The organism is Pseudomonas sp. LBUM1660 (assembly GCF_059695935.1).
The window spans coordinates 2,621,521-2,639,544 of the sequence record NZ_CP166795.1; the positions used below are offsets into that span (position 1 = coordinate 2,621,521).

Here is an 18,024-nt window from a genome sequence, read left to right on the forward strand (position 1 = left end):
AATTGAACGACCTAGCCATTGAAGCCTTGAGGACATCACCATGAACACCAAAGCCATCTACGCCGCTTGCCTGTTTGCCGCCCTGAACATCTGCACCTTGTCGGCCCGTGCCGAAGCCACCGATGTCAGCGCTAAAACCTACACCTACGGCACCCACCTGGACATCAAGAAAGTGGTGTCGTTGAAAGAGGACGCCACGCCTTCCTGCGGGGTTGTGAATGCCCAGCTGACTTACTTGGACTCCCAGCACAAAACCCAGGTGCTGGATTACCGCAAATTTGCCGACGGCTGCAACGCGGACAACTGAGTCCTTCGCTGACCAATTGCCAACCCCCTTTGAAACAGGAAGAACACCATGAATAACGTCACCCGCTTTTTGACCGCTGTTGCTTTCTCCGTAGCCGGCGCGGCGGCCCATGCCAATGCCGCTGTTGAACAGAAAAGCTGTGGCAGCGCGACCTGCTTCCAGCTGACGCCGGTGGCGGAGCAGGGCGGTCATGCCTTCCTCGCACAGGACGGTTCAAGCCGCACGCCGCAAGGTCAGTTGGTGGCAGAGAACGGCGCTAGCCGCACGCCACAGGGGCAGTTGCTGGATAACCAAGCGGTCTGAACACTGTTTTGAGCCCACCATCAATCCTTGTGGGAGCGGGCTTGCTCGCGAAAGCGGAGTGTCAGTCAACATTAATTTTGAATGTACTGGCCTCTTCGCGAGCAAGCCCGCTCCCACAGGGGATTGGTGTGAATCGCCCACCCCCTCTCATGTTTAGGTGATCCCATGTTTCTCATCGCTTTCCTGGGCGGCATATTGACCGTCCTCAGCCCCTGCATCCTCCCGGTTGTGCCGTTCCTGTTCGCCGGTGTCAAACGCACGCGTTCATCCATCCTGCTCACCCTCGGCGGCATGGTCCTGACCTTTGCCCTGATCTCCAGCCTGGCCGTGGTCAGCAGCGAATGGGTGGTGCAAGCCAACAACACCGGTCGCCACGTCGCCCTCATCGTCATGGCGTTGTTCGCCCTGTCGCTGATTTCCGCCCGTGTCGGTGACTGGATGGCCCGTCCCTTCGTGGCGCTGGGCAATCGCCTTGATCCCGACACCCGCAAAATGTCTGGCCCGCTGGGTTCGGTCATGATCGGTGTGGCCACAGGGCTGCTCTGGGCACCGTGTGCCGGACCGATCCTCGGGGTGATTCTCACTGGTGCCATGCTCCAGGGTGCGAACGCACAGACCAGCCTGTTGCTGCTGGCCTACGGCCTGGGCAGCGCGCTGTCCCTGGGCACCTTGATCTTCGCCGGTCGCGGCCTGGTCAATCGCTTGAAGGCGTCGATCCCGGTCACCGGTTGGCTGCGTCGTGGTGCCGGTGTTGCCGTGCTGGCCACCGTGGCGGTGATTTCCACCGGTGCCGACCGGACACTGCTGGCCGGCACCTCGTCCGAAGGCGTCAGCACCCTCGAGAAAGGCGTGCTGGAAACCGTGCCGAAAATCGTCGACTACTTCGTCAGCAAGGCCAAGGCCGACTCCATGGACAACGCCCAAGGCGCCATGCCGTCGCTGTCCGGTGCCGTTCAGTGGCTGAACTCGCCAGCGCTGAGCAATGATTCGCTCAAAGGCAAAGTGGTGCTGGTGGACTTCTGGACCTACGACTGCATCAACTGCCAGCACACCTTGCCGTATGTGAAGGACTGGGCGAAGAAATACGAGAAGGATGGCCTGGTGGTCGTCGGCGTCCACACCCCTGAATACGGTTACGAGCGCATCATCGACAACGTCAAGGATCAGGTCAAAGAGCTCGGGATTACCTACCCGGTGGCCATCGACAACAACTACGCGATCTGGCGCGCCTTCGACAACCAGTACTGGCCCGCTCACTACCTGATCGACGCCAAGGGCCAAGTGCGTTACACCCACTTCGGTGAAGGCGCCTACGAAACCCAGGAAAAGATGATTCAGCAACTGCTGGAAGAGGCCAAGGCACCTTCGGCGTAACCCTTGACATCAATGGCTCATAGGCTGCGCGCCGTGGGCCATTGGTTTTTTTTCCTGATTGCGCCGCCACGCCGCCGGTGGCGCGCCGTACTCTCGACGAAAGGCACGGCTGAAGGCCGTGTCGGTCTGGTAGCCCACCTCTTCGGCAATCCACATCAACGAACGGTTACTGCTGCGTAACAGGTTGGCCGCCAGCAACATCCGCCATTGCGTCAGGTACTGCATCGGCGAACTCCCAACCAATTGCGCAAAGCGTTCCGCCAGCACCGACCTTGACGTGCCGGCGGTCCGCGCCAGTTCATCCAGGGTCCAGGCGTGACAGGGTTTTTTGTGCAGCGCATTCAGGGCAGCACCGACAATCCGGTCGCCCACACCCGCCAGCCAACCGGTCCGGCCTTCACCGTGTTCGTTCATGTACAGGCGCAACACCTCGATGAACAACACCTCGGCCAGTTTCGCCAGCACACCTTCGCCGCCGGGCCTGGGCGAGCGTGCTTCGGCCAGCGCATAACGGACCGATGATTCCAGCCAGATTCCGGCATTTGAGCCGCGCACATTGACCCGGACCACCGCCGGCAACCCCGTCAGCAACATGCCCGCCAACCGCGTATCGCACGCCAGATAACCGCACACCAGCCGCGTGACCGCGCCGCCACCGCCGTAACTCAGTTGCCGGGGACGGCGCGCCAGCACCACGTCCAGCCGCTTGCCCGTGACCGGCGTCAGCCCCGGTTGCGAGCTCATGCGATGGGCGTCGCCCTGAGGGAACACCACCACATCGCCGGCGGTCAGGCGCAGCGGCGGATCGTTTCCCATCTCGACAAAGCACTCGCCTTCGGTGATCAAGTGAAAAATCACCACCCGCTCGGCACCGGGCTCCAGAAAGGGGGCGGCCGTGTCGGCGCTGGGCGACTGGTAGCACCAGGGCGCCGTGAACCTGGCATTGATGAAAATCGCACCGACCAGGCGAACGACGCGCAGGGTTTGGGACAGGGCGTCCATGGTGGCTTCCCGTGCGGCTGAGGGCTTTCTGATTGTGAGCGCGTTGCCGCGTAACGTGAATTCTCCGGACGATCGGGCAGTGTTGCCCGACGATCGGGCAGGACGCCGGCCCGCGCCGGAGCGATAGTTTGCCTACAGGGCCACTGCCGACCCTGTCATCAATAACAACAATGAGAGGTTGCCATGCCAAAGTTCGTCATAGAACGCGAGATCCCGGGTGCTGGAACACTGTCAGAAAGGGATTTGAAAGCGGCTTCGCAAAAGTCCTGCCGGGCGTTGCGCGATTTGCCGGAGGTGCAGTGGCTGCAGAGTTATGTCACGGGCGACAAGCTGTACTGCGTGTACATCTCGCCGAGCGAAGCGCTGATTCAGGAGCACGCCAGGCAGAGCGGTTTCCCGGCCAACCGCATTTCCCAGGTCACGAACATCATTGATCCGACCACGGCGGAGTAAGCCGGGCCTGCGTTCCAATCCTTACGGAGCAGATTTAATGAGTACCCCCGTTGATCTCACTGCCCTGAAAAACCGTCAGATGGCTTCTTGGGCCAGCGGCGACTACGCCGTGATCGGCACCACCCTGCAGATCGTCGGCGAGCAACTGGCCGAAGCCTGTGACTTGCTCTGCGACGAGCTTGTGCTGGACGTGGCCGCCGGCAACGGCAATGCGACGCTCGCCGCCGCACGCCGAGGGTGCAACGTTACCTCGACCGACTACGTGGCGGCGCTGCTGGAGCGCGGCGAAGACCGGGCCCGGGCCGAGCGCCTGGAGGTGACCTTCCAGGTCGCCGATGCCGAGGCGCTGCCGTTCGAGGACGCCAGCTTCGATGCCGTGCTCTCGACCTTCGGTGTGATGTTCACGCCGGACCAGGCCAAAGCGGCTTCAGAACTGGCGCGGGTCTGCCGCCCCGGCGGTCGCATCGGCCTGGCCAACTGGACGCCTGAAGGTTTTGTCGGCCAGATGTTCAAGACCCTGGCCAAGCATCTGCCGCCACCGGCAGGCGCGCAACCGCCTTCAAACTGGGGAACCGAAGCCTGGTTGCACACGCACTTTGATGAGCGCGATTTCCAGGTGCAGGTGACGCGCCGCACCTTCAACTTCCGCTATCGCTCGGCGGCGCACTTCATCGACACATTCCGCACCTGGTACGGCCCGGTCCACAAAGCCTTCGCGGCGCTGCCTCCCGAGAGTGGCCAGGCCTTGGAAAGCGACCTGACCGGACTGATCAACAAGATGAACCGGGCGGGAGAGAAGTCGCTGGTGGTGCCGAGTGAATACCTGGAGGTCGTCATCACCCGGCGCTGACCTATCAACACAATCCCAATGTGGGAGCGGGCTTGCTCGCGAAAGCGGTGTGTCAGGCACCATTCGTATCGACTGACACGACGCCTTCGCGAGCAAGCCCGCTCCCACAGGGGATATGCGGTGTTTTGCAGGGGGCGGTCACTCATCCACCCGCTCGGTGTACACCACCCACACGCTGCAGGGCATTTTGTACAGCAGGTGCTCCACCGTGCTGCCGATCAACCGGCCCAGGCCGCGATGGCCGACCCGGCCCATGACAATCACGTCGACGTCATAAGCATCGGCATAGCGGGTCAATACCTTGGCCGGGTTGCCCATGATCATGTGCCGCTGCTCGGGCGCTATACCGTTGCGCTCGGCCAATTCATTGAAGGCGTCTTCCTGGTAGTCGAACAGGGTCTTGGCCTTGCCGGAATTGAAAAACGCCGAGCCGTTGTCGAAGCCGAATTCGTCTGCGCTGATGGAGGAAAGGTCGTAGGCGTACACCACGTCCAGCTCGGCGTTACAGGCACTCGCCAGTTTCGACGCTTCGTGCAGGATCCGGTCATTGAACGTTTTGTAGTGATCGTCGCGATGAAAAGGGTCGACCGCCGCGACGACCCTACGTGGCAGGGCGTGAACCGCATGGCTGACAAAATGCAGCGGCACCGGGCATTCACGCAGCAAATGCACGTCGAGCGGGGTAAACATCAACCGCGACAGCAGCGATTCATGCTCCAACGCCTTAATCAGCACGTCCATCGGCTGTTCTTTGAGGTGAATCAGGATTTCTTCCAGCGGGCGTTCGACCCACGCCACCTCCGTGGTGACGTGCACCCCAATCTTGCGCAAGGGCCGGGCCTGTTCTTCGAGCCACTGGCGGTGTCGATCGACGTAGCCCAGACGCATCTGTTCCAGGGCCTTTTCGTTGACCAGGCTGGCGGTGGCCAGGCCTTCCAGGTAATCGAACGCCACGATGTGCAACGCCGCGTCTTCGGCCTTGGCCAGCGCCGCAGCCCTGTCGAAGGCGGGGCTGTGTTCCATCAGTGGCGAGGCGACCAGCATGAAGCGTGATTGACCAGACATGGCAAACCTCCCGTGGGTGAACGAAGAGATAGCAGTCTTTAAGTATTGACCATGATCGACCTCCCGTCCGTCAGACTGGTGCAGGTTGGGTGGGCGTGCCAGTCAGAGGGAGGACAGACGCCGTTCCATGATGATCGTGCGCTCGGCACCGTGGAATTCGTCGCGGACTTTTCGAAAGCCCAGCTTGAAGTAGAAGGCTTCTGCGGTGATGGAAGAGGGGACACGCAATATTTCGATTTTCGCTTCTGTGGCGATGGACTCGATCGTGGCCATCAATTGCCTCCCGAGGCCGCGTCCTTGTTGAGCGGGGTCGACAAACACGCTGCGTACAACATCGCGATCAAGGCTGGCCGTGGCCACGACACGATTGTCGATTGTTGCGACGAAGACCTGGCGTTGGCTCAACAACGCGCGAATGGACTCGGTGGAAAAGCTTTTTTCCACCTGCGCGATGATGTCGTGTGGGTAGTCCAGGGCATTGGACTGGCGTAGCGACCGGATGATGACCTGGCTGATGGCGGACGCGTCAGCCGGGGTGGCGGGCCGTATTTGCGGTTTCATAGTGCTACCTCAGTCCTTTGAACACCCTGAAAACCCTGTGGGAGCGGGCTTGCTCGCGAAGGCGGCGTGTCAGTCAACATCATTATCGACTGACACGCCGCCTTCGCGAGCAAGCCCGCTCCCACAGGGGGAACTAGGCAATCCGGGCACCGCGTGCTGCCAGCAGCTCCCGCAACACAGACCGATGGCAATGCGCTTCATCCTCGCAATAACACCCAACCGCCAGCGAGGTTTGATGGGAGAGGGCAGCCAGCAGATCCAGCAACTGACTGGCTGCGGGCTGGTTCATTTCCGCCTTGAACTTGCGCCGAAAGGCCTCCCAGGCTTTGTCATCCTCGGCCGCTTTGGCTTCGGCCACCAATTCAGCGCTCGGCGACAGCAGTGGCTGCCACACATCATAAAAGTCCCGACGGGCGAACTCGGCCTTCGGTACACCGCGAGGTGGGCGGCGTACCGTGCCGATCCGCAAGCCTTCATCAGGCAAGTGCGGCGAGCCGAGTCGAACGATACGGATGGCCATGCCGCGTTACTTGTGGCGCGATCCGTCGAACCACTCCATGGCGGTGCGCCAGATGCAGATCCCCAGGAAGTAAGCCGACATCAGCAGCCAGAGCCCCATGACCATCGGGTTGACGACCGGATGGTTGACCACCAGCGACAAGCTGCACAGCAGCCAGATGGCGGTCACGGCGATGTTGATCGGCATGAACTTGCGCACGCGGAACGGGTGCAGGAACTTCATTCGGGTCACGGTCAGCAAGGCCAGGCCGATGACGGTCAGGAAGGTAATCCACGGCGACGGGGCGATGATGTACAGGCACAGGGCCACTACGTTCCAAGCGGCGGGGAAGCCCTGGAAGTAGTTGTCTTTGCTCTTCATGTTGACGTTGCAGAAGCAAAACAGCGACGAAACCAGAATCAGCGACACGGTCAGCAGCAGCGTGTAGTCCGGCAACGGGATGTAGCGATAGATGAACAGCGCGGGGATAAACACATACGTCAGGTAGTCGATTACCAGATCGAGGATCGATCCATCGAAACTCGGCAGCACCGACTGCACATTGACCTTGCGCGCCAGGGCACCGTCCAGGCCATCAACGATCAGGGCCACGCCCAGCCACAGCAAGCAATTGGTGGCCTGGTTTTCCAGCAAGGCGAGGGTGGCGAGGAAGGCAGTGACCACGCCGGTGGCGGTAAAACCATGGGCGCCCCATGCTTTGAGCCTGGCGATGTGTAGGGTGGATATCACGGGGGCGTTCTCCAGAAAGTGAAGCAAGCCAGTCATCACCCTCGTTATCAAGGGCGGCGGCAAAGCGGTTCGGTTGCAGGTATCGACCGGAAATCCGGGAATAAGGTTCACCGTCTGTAAATCTTAGCTGGGCCGGCAAAAAATACTTCGGATTAATCTGTAGTGCTGTTCACTCAGGCGCGGTGTTTCAGTCACACCCGTTTTAGTGGCGAGGGAGCTTGCTCCCGCTGGGCTGCGAAGCGGCCCCAAAAAATGTACAACAACGCCGGTTTTTGTGAGTGCTACGGACTAAAGCGGGACGGTGCGGCGTTCCGACAAGCTCCCTCGCCACAAGCCCGACGGTGGTGGCGCATTTGCCGGCGAGGACTATTGTTGCCTGACCGGGTCACTCCCATCGATGAGGACGTCGTCATGAACACCAGCGATTTGCTCGAACAACTCCTGCGGGCCGGCCAGGGCCCCGGGGCGCAACAGGGTGGCGCATCCGCTCAGGGAGGCCTCGGCGGCGGTCTGGGTGGATTGCTCGGCGGCTTGTTGGGCGGTGGCGCGGGCTCAAGTGCGGGCGGCGGCGGATTGGGTGGCTTGCTCGGTGGCCTGCTCGGCGGCGGCTCACCCATGGGCGGCTCGACCCGGACCCGCTCGGGTGGCGGCACCAACTATACGGCCCTGGCTTCACTGGGGATGATGGCGTTCCAGGCGTATCAGGCGTGGCAACGCAGTCAGGCGGCTGCGCCGCAACAGGCACCGCGCACGGTCGACTTGTTATCTGGCCCGGAAGTGGAGGACCACAGTCATGCTGTGCTGCGGGCGTTGATCGCGGCAGCGAAGGCCGATGGACGGATCGACGACGCTGAGAAACACATGATCAGTACCGAAATCGGCCGCCATACCGATGACCCGCAATTGCAACAATGGCTGGATGCCGAAGTTGACCGGCCGCTGGATGCAGCCGATGTCGCGCAATCGGCGACGGATCCGGCGATGGCGGCGGAAATGTACCTGGCCAGTGTGATGCTGGTAGACGATCAGCAGGTTGCCGAGCGCAGCTATCTGGATGAGCTGGCTGCGGCGCTGAAGATTGATCCTGAGTTGCAAGTGCATCTGGAGCAGCAGGCCAAGGGCGGCGTGGCGTAACGTGTGCCCGCAAACATCGGGTTGTCTTTCAGGCCGCCTTCGCTAGCAGGCTAGCTCCCACAGTGGGTCTGCGGTGTGCGCTAGATCCCTTTGGGAGCTAGCCTGCTAGCGAAGAACGATAACGCGGTCAAACAGCAGGTTTGGGTACCAGGAAAATAACCCCGTGCGCTTCGCCAATCACCAGTATCCGCGGCAAATCCTCCGGCACCCGTAGCTGATCCACCGCCGCAAAAAACTGCCCGCCGCGTGGATCCGACACCACACCGATCATCTTCGCGGTAGGGCTGATGTTCTTGTAGGCGTGGATCGAACCCCCGGGGATATGCACGTAACCCCCGGCCGAGACGGTGGTGGACTTGCCCGCCACGGTCACTTCGACTTGGCCGTCGACCACATAAAACGCTTCGTCCCACGGATGAAAGTGCGGTGGCGGACCACCGCCTTGCACGCCTTCCTGGATATGCATTTCAAAGGGCTTACTGAGGTCGCCGCCCGCGAGGATGGTGATCGCCTCGCCCACGACGTTCACCGGCGCCGGCGATTGCTCGATGACGTGCACCGTTCGCATGATTGCTCTCCGAAGATGAGTCAACACCCGCTGAGTATATGCCTGGTGCGCCAGCCGGGCGCCGCTGCACAGGCCCGTCCGTCAGGGCGATTTCAACGCCGATTGAATTTTTTTCCGCGAATATCGCTCTGCTGATGTAGAGACGTGTTGATTCAGCGTCCTGCCACTGGCCTCAGACCGAGAGATGCGCCCATGACTGCCCTGACACGACTTGAATCGCGGCCCGCCCACGAACACCCGATCCCGGCCGCCGGGAGCCTGAAACAAGCCTATGAACACCTGCTACTGGGCGACGACCCCGAGCAACGGCGCGCACTCGCCCGAAGCTTTCTCGAGGCGCAGCTCGAACACGCCACTCACTTGCCTCAAGAGATGCCGACGGACCTGTCGGCCCTGCAATCGTTCGTCGAACAACACAGCGTCGACGTCGCCCGCCAATACGCCGACTACCTGCGACAACGCAAGGAAGGCGGGCCCCGGCAGTTCTTTACCAACAAGGCGCACGCGCTGTTTTTCCTGCACGCCGTTGCCCCGACCAAGCTGGTCGACGGCGCCTGGTTGTATGGCCTGTTGCGTCAGTGGCGCGACCCGCGTTTCGAAGGGCTGATCTGCACCTATCTGGAAGAGCTCGGCGACGGCAACCCGGCGCAGAATCATGTGGTGATTTACCGCAAGCTGCTCGCCGAACATGGCCTGCTAGACACCGGGGTGATTGCCGACGAGCATTACCTGCAAGGCGCGATACAACTGGCACTGGGCGAATCCGCTGACGAGTTTTTGCCCGAGGTGATCGGCTACAACCTCGGCTACGAACAACTTCCGCTGCATTTGCTGATCAGCGCCTACGAACTCAGCGAATTGGGCATCGATCCGTACTATTTCACTCTGCACGTCACCATCGACAATGCCAGCACCGGCCATGCGCAAAAAGCCGTGCAGTCGGTGCTGCAACTGTTGCCGGTGGAAGGCGATCGCGAAGACTTTCTGCGCCGGGTCGCGCTGGGTTATCGGCTCAATGATCTGGGGCAGGGCAGTCGCGCGATCATCGAATCGTTCGACCTCGACGCCGAGTTGCTCAACATGCTTGAGCGCAAGCGCCCGTTCGGCCAGCACATGCATTCCGACTACTGCCGTTTTGAAGGCAAGACTGTCAACCAATGGCTGTCGGCGCCGGAGCAGTTACCAGGGTTCCTTGCCGCCATGGAAAACAAGGGCTGGATCAAGCGCCGGCAGGACCCTCAATCCAGCCGTTTCTGGCAATTGATCGAGGGTGACGGCGCCGCCATGTTCGGTGTGTTCAGTCCTTATGAAAAACAGCTGCTGCATGACTGGATTGCCGGCGACTGGACGCCTGAGCGCTCAGCCCCAGCGGTTCGCCGAGGCACGACTGTCGCGACAGAACCGGCAGTGCCCGACAACGACCCGGATATCCAAAGCCTGCAAACCGCGTTGGACGGGCTCGCCGCGCACGAGCAGATGCCGGTGCTGATCCCGTGGCTGTCGGCCCATCGGCATTCCCACCCGGCCGGCCTGATGGCCACGCGACGGTTCATCGAACTCAAATCCAGCCTGCGATAGGAGCACGGCATGAATCAGGAAGAGCAACTGGGCGCTGCCGATCTGGCGCTGGTGCAGCTGGGGCGCCGTTTGCAGGCCGATGGTTACCGGTTTATCACCCCGACGCCGCTCACCCACCAGCGGGTCAATGACCGCGCCTTCGGACAAAACGCCCGGACCTTGCGCGATGTGTTCGGCTGGTCCCGCTCGTTTGAACCGGATCTGCTGTCGACCGATGAACAGCGGCAGTTGCAGGAGGCGGGAGTGCTGCAAGAAAGCAACGGCCGACTGAAAAGCCGCGTGCGCTGGTCCAGCCTCGATGATTTGCTGTTCGTGCACTCGGGGTTCCCCACCGACGCGGCGGACGCGGTGTTTTTCGGGCCGGACAGCTACCGGTTCGCGCAGCTGATCCATGCCCATCTTCAACAAACCTTCGCGCCGATCCGGCGTGCCGTCGACATTGGTTGCGGCGCGGGTGTCGGGGCGATTGTGATTGCCCGTGCACGCCGCGATGCCGAGGTGCTGGCCGTCGATATCAATCCCGCAGCATTGCGCCTGACGGCGGTCAACGCGGCGCTTGCCGAAGTTGCTAACGTCACGGTCGAGGCCAGCGATGTGCTGCAGGATGTCGATGGCAATTTTGACCTGATCGTCGCCAATCCACCCTACATGGCCGATCCCGCCGAACGTGCTTATCGCCATGGCGGCGGCGCGCTCGGTGCGCAGTTGTCATTGCGCATTGTCGAGCAAGCGTTGTATCGACTGGCACCCGGTGGCTCTTTGGTGCTGTACACCGGGGTGGCAATGATCGATGGCCAGGATCCGTTTCTCGAGGCACTGACCCCGCGCCTCGAATCGCCGATGTTCGGCTGGACCTATCGCGAACTCGACCCGGATGTGTTCGGTGAAGAGTTGCTGACACCGGGCTATCAACGGGTGGAGCGGATTGCGGTCGTGGCCTTGATCGTCACGCGCATCGGCCCAGGCATTGGGGGACGCGTCGAGCCAGCAGGTGCGCCATGAACAAGAATCTGGACGATTACAACCGCATGCGCGATTTCTCGGCGACCTCTGAACCCGCCGCGAAACGTTCGGGCAAGAAAACCGCGAAAGACCATGCCTTGCAGTTCTGTATCCAGAAGCACGATGCCTCGCGGTTGCACTATGACTTTCGCCTGGAACTCGATGGCGCACTGAAAAGTTGGGCCGTGCCGAAAGGCCCTTCGCTGGACCCCAAGGTCAAGCGCCTGGCGGTCCACGTTGAAGACCATCCGATCGATTACGCCACGTTCGAGGGCAGCATTCCCGAAGGGCATTACGGCGCCGGCGACGTCATTGTCTGGGACCGGGGCGTGTGGATCCCCCAGGAAGATCCGGCCAAGGCCTATGCCAAGGGTAAGCTCAAGTTCGAGCTGCAAGGCGAGAAACTTGGCGGCTTGTGGAACCTGGTGCGCACGCACATGCCGGGCAAGCAGGAGCAGTGGTTTCTGATCAAGCATCAGGACAGCGCTGCGAAACCGGAGAGCGATTACGACGTGGTCGCCGCCGAGCCCGACAGCGTGCTCAGTGACCGCACCATTGTCCCCAGAAAGGCGAAGACCGCCGACAAACCCAAACCGGTGAAGAAGCCGGTGCGCAAGGTCGTGGCTAAAGAGCCGTCAGCGCAACTCACCGGCGCTCACAAGGCCAAGCTGCCCGACCAGCTCAAACCGGAACTGGCGACGCTGGTGGAAAAAGCCCCGCAGGGCGAGTGGAGTTATGAGATCAAGTTCGACGGCTACCGGATCATGGCCCGCATCGACCACGACGAAGTGAAACTCTTTACCCGCAACGGCCACGACTGGACCCACAAACTGCCAAAACAGACCGAGGCGCTGGCCGCTCTGGGCCTCGAATCCGCCTGGCTCGACGGTGAAATGGTGGTGGCCAACGAACAGGGCGTGCCGGACTTTCAGGCGCTGCAAAATGCCTTTGAATCCAACCGCAGCGGCAACATCCTTTATTACCTGTTCGACATGCCCTACCTCAATGGCGTGGACCTTCGCGAGGTGCCGGTCGAGGAGCGGCGGGTCGCGCTGGCGACGGTGCTCAAACCCAATCAAGACCCGCTGCTGCGGTTCTCCGATGCGTTCGGCGAAGAGCCGGAAGCGCTGCTCAACAGCGCCTGCCAAATGCAGATGGAAGGGCTGATCGGCAAGCGCCTGGGGTCGCCTTACGTGTCCCGGCGCAGCAGTGACTGGATCAAGCTCAAGTGCAAGCATCGGCAGGAATTCGTCGTGGTCGGTTTCACCGATCCCAAAGGCGCGCGCAATGCCTTCGGCGCGTTGCTGTTGGGCCTGCATGACCGCGACAGCGGCGAGTTGCGCTACGCCGGCAAGGTCGGCACCGGTTTCAACGAGACCACGCTCAAGCGCATTTACGAACAGCTCAAACCCTTGCAGGTGAAAAAACCAACGGTGGTCAACCCGCCGACCGGTTTCGACGCCAAGGGTGTGCATTGGCTCAAACCCGTGTTGCTCGCCGAAGTCGCATTCGCCGAGATGACCAAGGACGGGTCGGTGCGCCATGCCGTATTCCATGGCTTGCGCGATGACAAGCCTGCTGAAGGCATCACCGAGGAGCGTCCGAAAGCCGTGAAAGCCCAGACCAGCAGGAAAGCCGCCGCGGACAAACCGGCCGCCGTTGCGAAAAAGAAACCGGCCAAGGCAGCGCCCGCGCCCTCACAAATCGGCCTCGGCGACGGCAAGGTGCGTATCACCCATCCGGACCGGGTGATCGATGCGAGCAGCGGCACCACCAAAGTGCAGCTGGCGGAATATTACGCCAGCGTCGCCGAATGGATTCTGCCCGAGCTCAAGGATCGGCCCGTGGCGCTGGTGCGCGCCCCGGACGGCATCGCCGGCGAACTGTTCTTCCAGAAAAACGCCGAGCGCCTGGCCATTCCGGGCATCACGACACTGGACAAGGATGTCACCGGCCAACCGGTGATGATCATCAACAACGCCGAAGCGCTGATTGGCGCCGTGCAGATGAGCACCGTGGAACTGCACACCTGGAACGCCACCACGGAGAATCTCGACAAACCTGACCGCTTCGTCCTCGACCTCGACCCGGATCCGGCGCTGCCGTGGAAAAGCATGGTCGAGGCGACTCAGCTGACGCTGTCGGTGCTGGATGAACTGGGGCTCAAGGCCTTCCTCAAGACCAGCGGCGGCAAGGGAATTCACCTGGTGGTACCGCTGACCCGCAAGCTCGGTTGGGACGAGGTGAAGGACTTCAGTCACGCGATTGTCAGCCACATGGCGACGTTGCTGCCGGAGCGCTTTTCGGCGGTGTCGGGACCGAAGAATCGCGTCGGACGGATCTTCATCGATTACCTGCGCAATGGCCTTGGCGCCACGACCATTTGCGCCTACGCCGTGCGCACCCGCGAGGGGATGCCGGTGTCAGTGCCGATTTTTCGGGAAGAGGTGGCGCAGCTTAAGGGCGGCAATCAGTGGAACATCCACAACGTGCTCGAGCGACTGGTCGAAGTGGGTGATGAACCTTGGGCGGACCTGAAGAAAACCCGGCAAACCGTCACCGCCGACATGCGTCGGCGGGTCGGGATGAAAGCTAAGCGGTCGATGTAGGCGCTGGCGAGCGCGGCCCGAGGTTTCTCCAGCGCCTACAGTGGAGCGGTGATTACCTGATGAACGCCTGCAAATCGGTACCGAGTTTATCGATCGCCGCTTTGAAGTCCTTGGCAGTGATTTGCTGGCTAGCATTCGACAGTGTGCTGCCGAAGACTTTGCGCACAACCTTGGCCACGGTCTGGTTGTTGCTGGCGTCAATTAACTCCGCCTCGATGAACAGTGTGGTGTCCTGATCACGGTGGCCAGTGGCAGCGGAAACACCACCCACAACGGCGGCGACCGGAACCACTTCGTACCACTTCATGCCTTCGTTTTCGGCATTCACCCCGGTGATAGCCGCGCGCATGACCAGCGTTTTTGAACCCTTAGGCGCTGATTTTTCGCTCGATACCACCCGGTATTTCTGGCCCAGAATGCCTTTGACCTTGCTGGTCATGTAGCCCTGTATATCGCTCAGCGTCTGTTGGTTGACCCGCTCGTTGGGCTGTGGCGCCGGGTAGAGCTCCAGCGTGTTGAACGCCACCGTGTCATAAGCATTCGGATTCCACGACGGGCTCACCCAGCGCATCGCGGTTTCGCCGCTGGTGGTGGTGACTTGCTGCAAGTTGTTGTAGTTGGACAGGAAGCCTGAGTACTGGTCCTTTTCGGTGACTTTCGAGGTGCAGCCACTGAGTAGCAGGCTGGTCAATGCAACGCCGATGAACAATTTCCGGGACAGATTCATTGTGGTGTTCACTCCATGGATGTAGTCGTTTTTTTTCGATTGCAGGGCATCAAAAGCGCCAGGTCATGTTTCCGGTCACCGCTTGAATCCAGGCATTGTCGAACTGACCGGAAGTTCGAACGCCCGACGTGGACTTGGTCTGGTCCACCGGCATGTCGCCAAGCCAGACCATGGCCCAACTGACGTTAATGTCGGTGACCTTGTTCAGAGCATAGGTGGCCCCGGTCGCAATGCGCCAGGATTCGCCCATGGGTGCGGAAAATGTACGGTTGTTGTCTGAAACGGCGCTGCTGTCATACGCCACGCCGACGTTCCATAACAGTTGCGCAGTGGCCTGGTATTGGGCACCCAAGGCGAGTTGCCAGGTGTCTTTGTAGTCGGCGTCGATCGTGGTTGATCGGGCGCCGGCTGCCGTGGTGTCGACCTGCACGGCGACTTCACCGAACTCAGACCAGTCCTGCCAGTTGACCGAGGCCAGCAATGCCCATTGCGGGTCAAGTTGCTGGAACAGGCTCAGGGTGAAGGTTTGTGGCACGGTCATGTCGAGCTGGGTGTTCAGGCCGTCCAGACGATCCAGCCCCGGGCCATTGCCTTTGATATCCAGACCGTCCTCGAAGTCCAGATCGACCTTGCTGGTGTAGGCCAGGCCGATACGCGTGGCGGGTTGAGGGGCGTAGATCACCCCCACATTCGCGCCAAAACCCCAATCGTTGTCCTTGTATTTGAACTGGCCGTCGCTGCGGTCGGTGAATCCGAAGGGCGAGCGATCAATCGCGGTTTGCGCTTGCAGCATGCCGTACATGGCTTTCACACCGACGCCGACGGACCATTGCTCGTTGAAGCGATACGCCACGCTGGGCACAAACGACAAACCGGCGAGGCTGACGTTCTGCGCAAAATAGCGCCCGGACCAATCGTTGTCGTAATTGGCCGCCAAGCCGAAGTCGCCGTAATTGCCAAAACCGACGCTCCAGTGGTCATCGAGTTGATGGCTGATGAAAAAACTGCCGCCGGGAATCGGGTCGAGGGCGTTGCCACTGCCGTTGCCACTGCCGTTGCCCGTGCCGTTGGTGTTTGAGTCGCGATCAAAGCTCAGGTCGCCATAGAGCACCTGCAATCCGCCGGTAATTTGCGTACCTGGCAGATAACTCATGCCCGCCGGGTTGCTGGCAATTGTTGAGGGGCCCTGGGCCCGGGCGGCGGCACCGGCGTTGGCCAGGCCGGCGTTATCTGTGCCGATTTCATAGAGCATGATGCCGCCGGCCTGGGCTTGCTGGCAGCACAGCGCAAGCAGGGTGAGGGTCGGCAGGGTGGCTGTTTTTAGCTGCATGGCGCTACCTCGGCAAATGTCCTTCACGAACGCGGGTGGCCGCTGTTGGCCACCCGTCTATCGACGGCCTACTTGGCCATTTCCGCCCGAGCCGCGGCGATTTTGGCTTTGACAGAGTCGAGGTTGAAGCTCGCGCCTTTTTGCATCGGTGGGTATTCAATCGCTGTTTCAGCCAGTTTGGCGACCTGTTGCTGAACGAACACGAAGCGCCAGAATTGGTACTTGAACCAGTCGAAGTACTGTTGGGAGCCTTGAGCCGCCTGGTTTTCCGGCCAGCCCATACGCTCGAACGGGTCGAGGCGAAGATTGGTCAGGATCGGCACGTCGACCGCCACTTTGGCGCCCATCCACCCGCCTGGCTGGTCGATAAAGCGATATTTGTAGTCGCCGATTCTCACCGCGCCCAGCGCACTCTCACCAAAGTAGAAGATTTCGTTACGGGTCGACGGACCTTTGCCGGTGATCATCGGCGTCTGGTCATAGCCGTCCAGGTGCACCTTGTAGGTGCGGTCGCCCAGTTGTTTGCCTTTGAGCAGTTCCTGGGTAATGTTGGGGTTGCCGGCCGCCGCGACCAGGGTCGGGAACCAGTCCATCCCGGACATGATGCCGTTGGCAATCTGATTGGCCGGCACCTTGCCAGGCCAACGGATGATAGCCGGAACCCGGAATCCACCTTCCATGATGGTGCCCTTGCCCATGGCAAACGGTGTGGTGCCGCCATCCGGCCAGGTGAAGTTTTCCGCGCCATTATCAGTGGTGAAAATCACGATGGTGTTGTCATCCATGCCGTCTTTTTTCAGCTTGGCCATGACGTCGCCGACGATGTCATCGAGCTGCGCCATGCCGGCTTCCTGCTCCGACCAGCCATTCTGCGAATTGCGCATCGCTTCGTACTTGTCGGACAGGTGCGTGACGATGTGCATGCGGGTCGGGTTGAGCCACAGGAAGAACGGTTTGTTGTCCTGTTTGGCCTTGTCGAGAAAGGCAAAGGCCTTGTCGCGGATTTCGTCGTCGACGGTTTTCATCCGCTCGGGATAGAGCGTGCCAGCGTCTTCGATTTTCTGTTTGCCGACCTTGCCCCAGCGCGGCATCACCGTGGCGTCGTCGGTGGCGGTGGCCCAGCTGTGGACCATGTTGCGCGGGCCAACGGTGGCCAGAAGTTCTTGCGGATAATTGGGGTGCGCCGGGTCTTCCATGGCGTCGAGGTGATAGAGGTAACCGAAGAACTCGTCGAACCCGTGCACGGTCGGCAGGAACTCGTTCAAGTCGCCCAAATGGTTTTTGCCAAACTGGCCGGTGGAGTAACCCATGGCCTTGAGTGCAGTGGCAATGGTGACGGCTTCAGCGGGAATACCAATCGGAGAACCTGCCTGGCCGACCGTGGTCATGCCAGTGCGGATCGGCAGTTCACCGGTAATGAAATTGGCACGCCCGGCGGTGCAACTGGCTTCGGCGTAGTAGTCGGTAAACCGCATGCCTTCAGCGGCGAGCTGGTCGAGGTTGGGGGTCCGGCCGGCCATCATGCCCTGGTTGTAAACGCCGATATTGGACCAGCCAATATCGTCGCCCATGATGACCACGATGTTAGGAGCGGGTTTGTCGGCCGCTTGGGTGATGCCAGGTAGACCTATTGCAGACAACAACATCGAAACAGCAAACAACCGAGATAATTTGGTCTGGTTCATGAGCAGCTCCTGCGTACTGGCGTAAATATCAAAGACAGGTCCCCGACCTTTCTTAAATGCGTATCCCCCGCAAGAGAGTAGGTATGTACTGGGAAACTTCCAGTAAAAAACTGCCGACCGTAAGCACTTGTCTCATGGGCTTTACAGCGTGGTCGGCTATTCGAATGGCAGGTGACATCTAATTCATGAAAGTGCCCGCGTCATCACACCGGGTTTCAGCTCAGATG

Annotated in this window: 18 protein-coding genes; 9 read left to right on the forward strand and 9 right to left on the reverse strand. The window is 60.8% G+C overall.

Features of this window, described 5'->3' with window-relative positions; genetic code table 11:
• The first annotated feature begins 40 nt into the window (after positions 1-40).
• From ACA068_RS12365 to ACA068_RS12375, 3 genes are all read left to right on the forward strand, one after another.
• Entirely contained in the window at positions 41-307 is a 267-nt protein-coding gene (locus ACA068_RS12365) for a DUF2790 domain-containing protein (RefSeq protein WP_497310079.1), read from the forward strand.
• A gap of 48 nt (positions 308-355) precedes the next feature.
• A complete protein-coding gene (locus ACA068_RS12370) occupies positions 356-610 on the forward strand; it encodes a hypothetical protein (protein WP_497310080.1) in 255 nt (84 codons plus the stop codon).
• Positions 611-775: 165 nt separating this feature from the next.
• Positions 776-1,984: a cytochrome c biogenesis protein DipZ gene (locus tag ACA068_RS12375; RefSeq protein ID WP_497310081.1), complete on the forward strand. Its 1,209-nt coding sequence runs from the start codon at positions 776-778 to the stop codon at positions 1,982-1,984.
• 9 nt (positions 1,985-1,993) lie between these two features.
• On the opposite strand, the gene ACA068_RS12380 is transcribed toward ACA068_RS12375, so the two are convergent.
• Complete coding sequence (locus ACA068_RS12380) at positions 1,994-2,986, reverse strand: AraC family transcriptional regulator (RefSeq protein WP_497310082.1); 993 nt, start codon at positions 2,984-2,986, stop codon at positions 1,994-1,996.
• Positions 2,987-3,169: 183 nt separating this feature from the next.
• Here ACA068_RS12380 and ACA068_RS12385 point away from each other — a divergent pair, with 183 nt between their 5' ends.
• Complete coding sequence (locus ACA068_RS12385; protein ID WP_094471809.1) at positions 3,170-3,439, forward strand: DUF4242 domain-containing protein; 270 nt, start codon at positions 3,170-3,172, stop codon at positions 3,437-3,439.
• A gap of 37 nt (positions 3,440-3,476) precedes the next feature.
• Complete coding sequence (locus ACA068_RS12390) at positions 3,477-4,289, forward strand: class I SAM-dependent methyltransferase (protein ID WP_497310083.1); 813 nt, start codon at positions 3,477-3,479, stop codon at positions 4,287-4,289.
• Between the two features lie 138 nt (positions 4,290-4,427).
• Here ACA068_RS12390 and ACA068_RS12395 read toward each other — a convergent pair whose 3' ends face one another.
• The 4 genes from ACA068_RS12395 to pcsA form a co-directional block, all read right to left on the reverse strand.
• Entirely contained in the window at positions 4,428-5,354 is a 927-nt protein-coding gene (locus ACA068_RS12395) for a universal stress protein (RefSeq protein ID WP_497310084.1), read from the reverse strand.
• Between the two features lie 102 nt (positions 5,355-5,456).
• Complete coding sequence (locus tag ACA068_RS12400) at positions 5,457-5,915, reverse strand: GNAT family N-acetyltransferase (RefSeq protein WP_497310085.1); 459 nt, start codon at positions 5,913-5,915, stop codon at positions 5,457-5,459.
• A gap of 133 nt (positions 5,916-6,048) precedes the next feature.
• Positions 6,049-6,435 carry a DUF488 domain-containing protein gene (locus ACA068_RS12405; RefSeq protein ID WP_497310086.1) on the reverse strand — a complete coding sequence of 129 codons (387 nt, stop codon included), beginning with the start codon at positions 6,433-6,435 and terminating at the stop codon, positions 6,049-6,051.
• Between the two features lie 6 nt (positions 6,436-6,441).
• A complete protein-coding gene (gene pcsA / locus ACA068_RS12410) occupies positions 6,442-7,164 on the reverse strand; it encodes a phosphatidylcholine synthase (protein ID WP_109636136.1) in 723 nt (240 codons plus the stop codon).
• Positions 7,165-7,575: 411 nt separating this feature from the next.
• On the opposite strand from pcsA, the gene ACA068_RS12415 reads away from it, so the two are divergent.
• Positions 7,576-8,298, forward strand: coding sequence for a tellurite resistance TerB family protein (locus ACA068_RS12415; RefSeq protein WP_497310087.1), 723 nt, complete (start codon positions 7,576-7,578; stop codon positions 8,296-8,298).
• Positions 8,299-8,425: 127 nt separating this feature from the next.
• Here ACA068_RS12415 and ACA068_RS12420 read toward each other — a convergent pair whose 3' ends face one another.
• The gene (locus tag ACA068_RS12420) at positions 8,426-8,866 is read right to left on the reverse strand and encodes a cupin domain-containing protein (protein ID WP_497310088.1); all 441 of its coding nucleotides are present in this window, start codon (positions 8,864-8,866) and stop codon (positions 8,426-8,428) included.
• Positions 8,867-9,058: 192 nt separating this feature from the next.
• Here ACA068_RS12420 and ACA068_RS12425 point away from each other — a divergent pair, with 192 nt between their 5' ends.
• From ACA068_RS12425 to ligD, 3 genes are read left to right on the forward strand one after another with little or no spacing between them, the layout of a single operon-like run.
• Positions 9,059-10,444, forward strand: coding sequence for an iron-containing redox enzyme family protein (locus ACA068_RS12425; RefSeq protein WP_497310089.1), 1,386 nt, complete (start codon positions 9,059-9,061; stop codon positions 10,442-10,444).
• A gap of 9 nt (positions 10,445-10,453) precedes the next feature.
• The gene (locus ACA068_RS12430) at positions 10,454-11,446 is read left to right on the forward strand and encodes a methyltransferase (protein WP_497310090.1); all 993 of its coding nucleotides are present in this window, start codon (positions 10,454-10,456) and stop codon (positions 11,444-11,446) included.
• Complete coding sequence (ligD, locus tag ACA068_RS12435) at positions 11,443-14,055, forward strand: DNA ligase D (RefSeq protein WP_497310091.1); 2,613 nt, start codon at positions 11,443-11,445, stop codon at positions 14,053-14,055. The genes ACA068_RS12430 and ligD overlap by 4 nt, the downstream gene beginning before the upstream one ends.
• Before the next feature lie 52 nt (positions 14,056-14,107).
• Here ligD and ACA068_RS12440 read toward each other — a convergent pair whose 3' ends face one another.
• The 3 genes from ACA068_RS12440 to ACA068_RS12450 form a co-directional block, all read right to left on the reverse strand.
• Positions 14,108-14,782 (reverse strand): DUF3313 domain-containing protein, encoded by a 675-nt coding sequence (locus ACA068_RS12440; protein ID WP_497310092.1) that lies wholly within the window; start codon positions 14,780-14,782, stop codon positions 14,108-14,110.
• Between the two features lie 49 nt (positions 14,783-14,831).
• The gene (locus ACA068_RS12445) at positions 14,832-16,112 is read right to left on the reverse strand and encodes an OmpP1/FadL family transporter (protein WP_497310093.1); all 1,281 of its coding nucleotides are present in this window, start codon (positions 16,110-16,112) and stop codon (positions 14,832-14,834) included.
• Between the two features lie 68 nt (positions 16,113-16,180).
• Entirely contained in the window at positions 16,181-17,797 is a 1,617-nt protein-coding gene (locus tag ACA068_RS12450) for an arylsulfatase (RefSeq protein WP_497310094.1), read from the reverse strand.
• Positions 17,798-18,024: the final 227 nt, after the last annotated feature.

Bases quoted from the DNA above. Each gene is read 5' to 3' on its own strand.
- ACA068_RS12415 (WP_497310087.1), top strand. From the start codon at position 7,576: ATGAACACCAGCGATTTGCTCGAACAACTCCTGCGGGCCGGCCAGGGC.
- ACA068_RS12440 (WP_497310092.1), bottom strand. From the start codon at position 14,782: ATGAATCTGTCCCGGAAATTGTTCATCGGCGTTGCATTGACCAGCCTG.
- ACA068_RS12420 (WP_497310088.1), bottom strand. From the start codon at position 8,866: ATGCGAACGGTGCACGTCATCGAGCAATCGCCGGCGCCGGTGAACGTC.
- ACA068_RS12445 (WP_497310093.1), bottom strand. From the start codon at position 16,112: ATGCAGCTAAAAACAGCCACCCTGCCGACCCTCACCCTGCTTGCGCTG.
- ACA068_RS12395 (WP_497310084.1), bottom strand. From the start codon at position 5,354: ATGTCTGGTCAATCACGCTTCATGCTGGTCGCCTCGCCACTGATGGAA.
- ACA068_RS12430 (WP_497310090.1), top strand. From the start codon at position 10,454: ATGAATCAGGAAGAGCAACTGGGCGCTGCCGATCTGGCGCTGGTGCAG.
- ACA068_RS12380 (WP_497310082.1), bottom strand. From the start codon at position 2,986: ATGGACGCCCTGTCCCAAACCCTGCGCGTCGTTCGCCTGGTCGGTGCG.
- ACA068_RS12405 (WP_497310086.1), bottom strand. From the start codon at position 6,435: ATGGCCATCCGTATCGTTCGACTCGGCTCGCCGCACTTGCCTGATGAA.
- ACA068_RS12370 (WP_497310080.1), top strand. From the start codon at position 356: ATGAATAACGTCACCCGCTTTTTGACCGCTGTTGCTTTCTCCGTAGCC.
- ACA068_RS12390 (WP_497310083.1), top strand. From the start codon at position 3,477: ATGAGTACCCCCGTTGATCTCACTGCCCTGAAAAACCGTCAGATGGCT.
- ACA068_RS12365 (WP_497310079.1), top strand. From the start codon at position 41: ATGAACACCAAAGCCATCTACGCCGCTTGCCTGTTTGCCGCCCTGAAC.
- ACA068_RS12400 (WP_497310085.1), bottom strand. From the start codon at position 5,915: ATGAAACCGCAAATACGGCCCGCCACCCCGGCTGACGCGTCCGCCATC.
- ACA068_RS12450 (WP_497310094.1), bottom strand. From the start codon at position 17,797: ATGAACCAGACCAAATTATCTCGGTTGTTTGCTGTTTCGATGTTGTTG.
- ACA068_RS12385 (WP_094471809.1), top strand. From the start codon at position 3,170: ATGCCAAAGTTCGTCATAGAACGCGAGATCCCGGGTGCTGGAACACTG.
- ligD (WP_497310091.1), top strand. From the start codon at position 11,443: ATGAACAAGAATCTGGACGATTACAACCGCATGCGCGATTTCTCGGCG.
- ACA068_RS12375 (WP_497310081.1), top strand. From the start codon at position 776: ATGTTTCTCATCGCTTTCCTGGGCGGCATATTGACCGTCCTCAGCCCC.
- ACA068_RS12425 (WP_497310089.1), top strand. From the start codon at position 9,059: ATGACTGCCCTGACACGACTTGAATCGCGGCCCGCCCACGAACACCCG.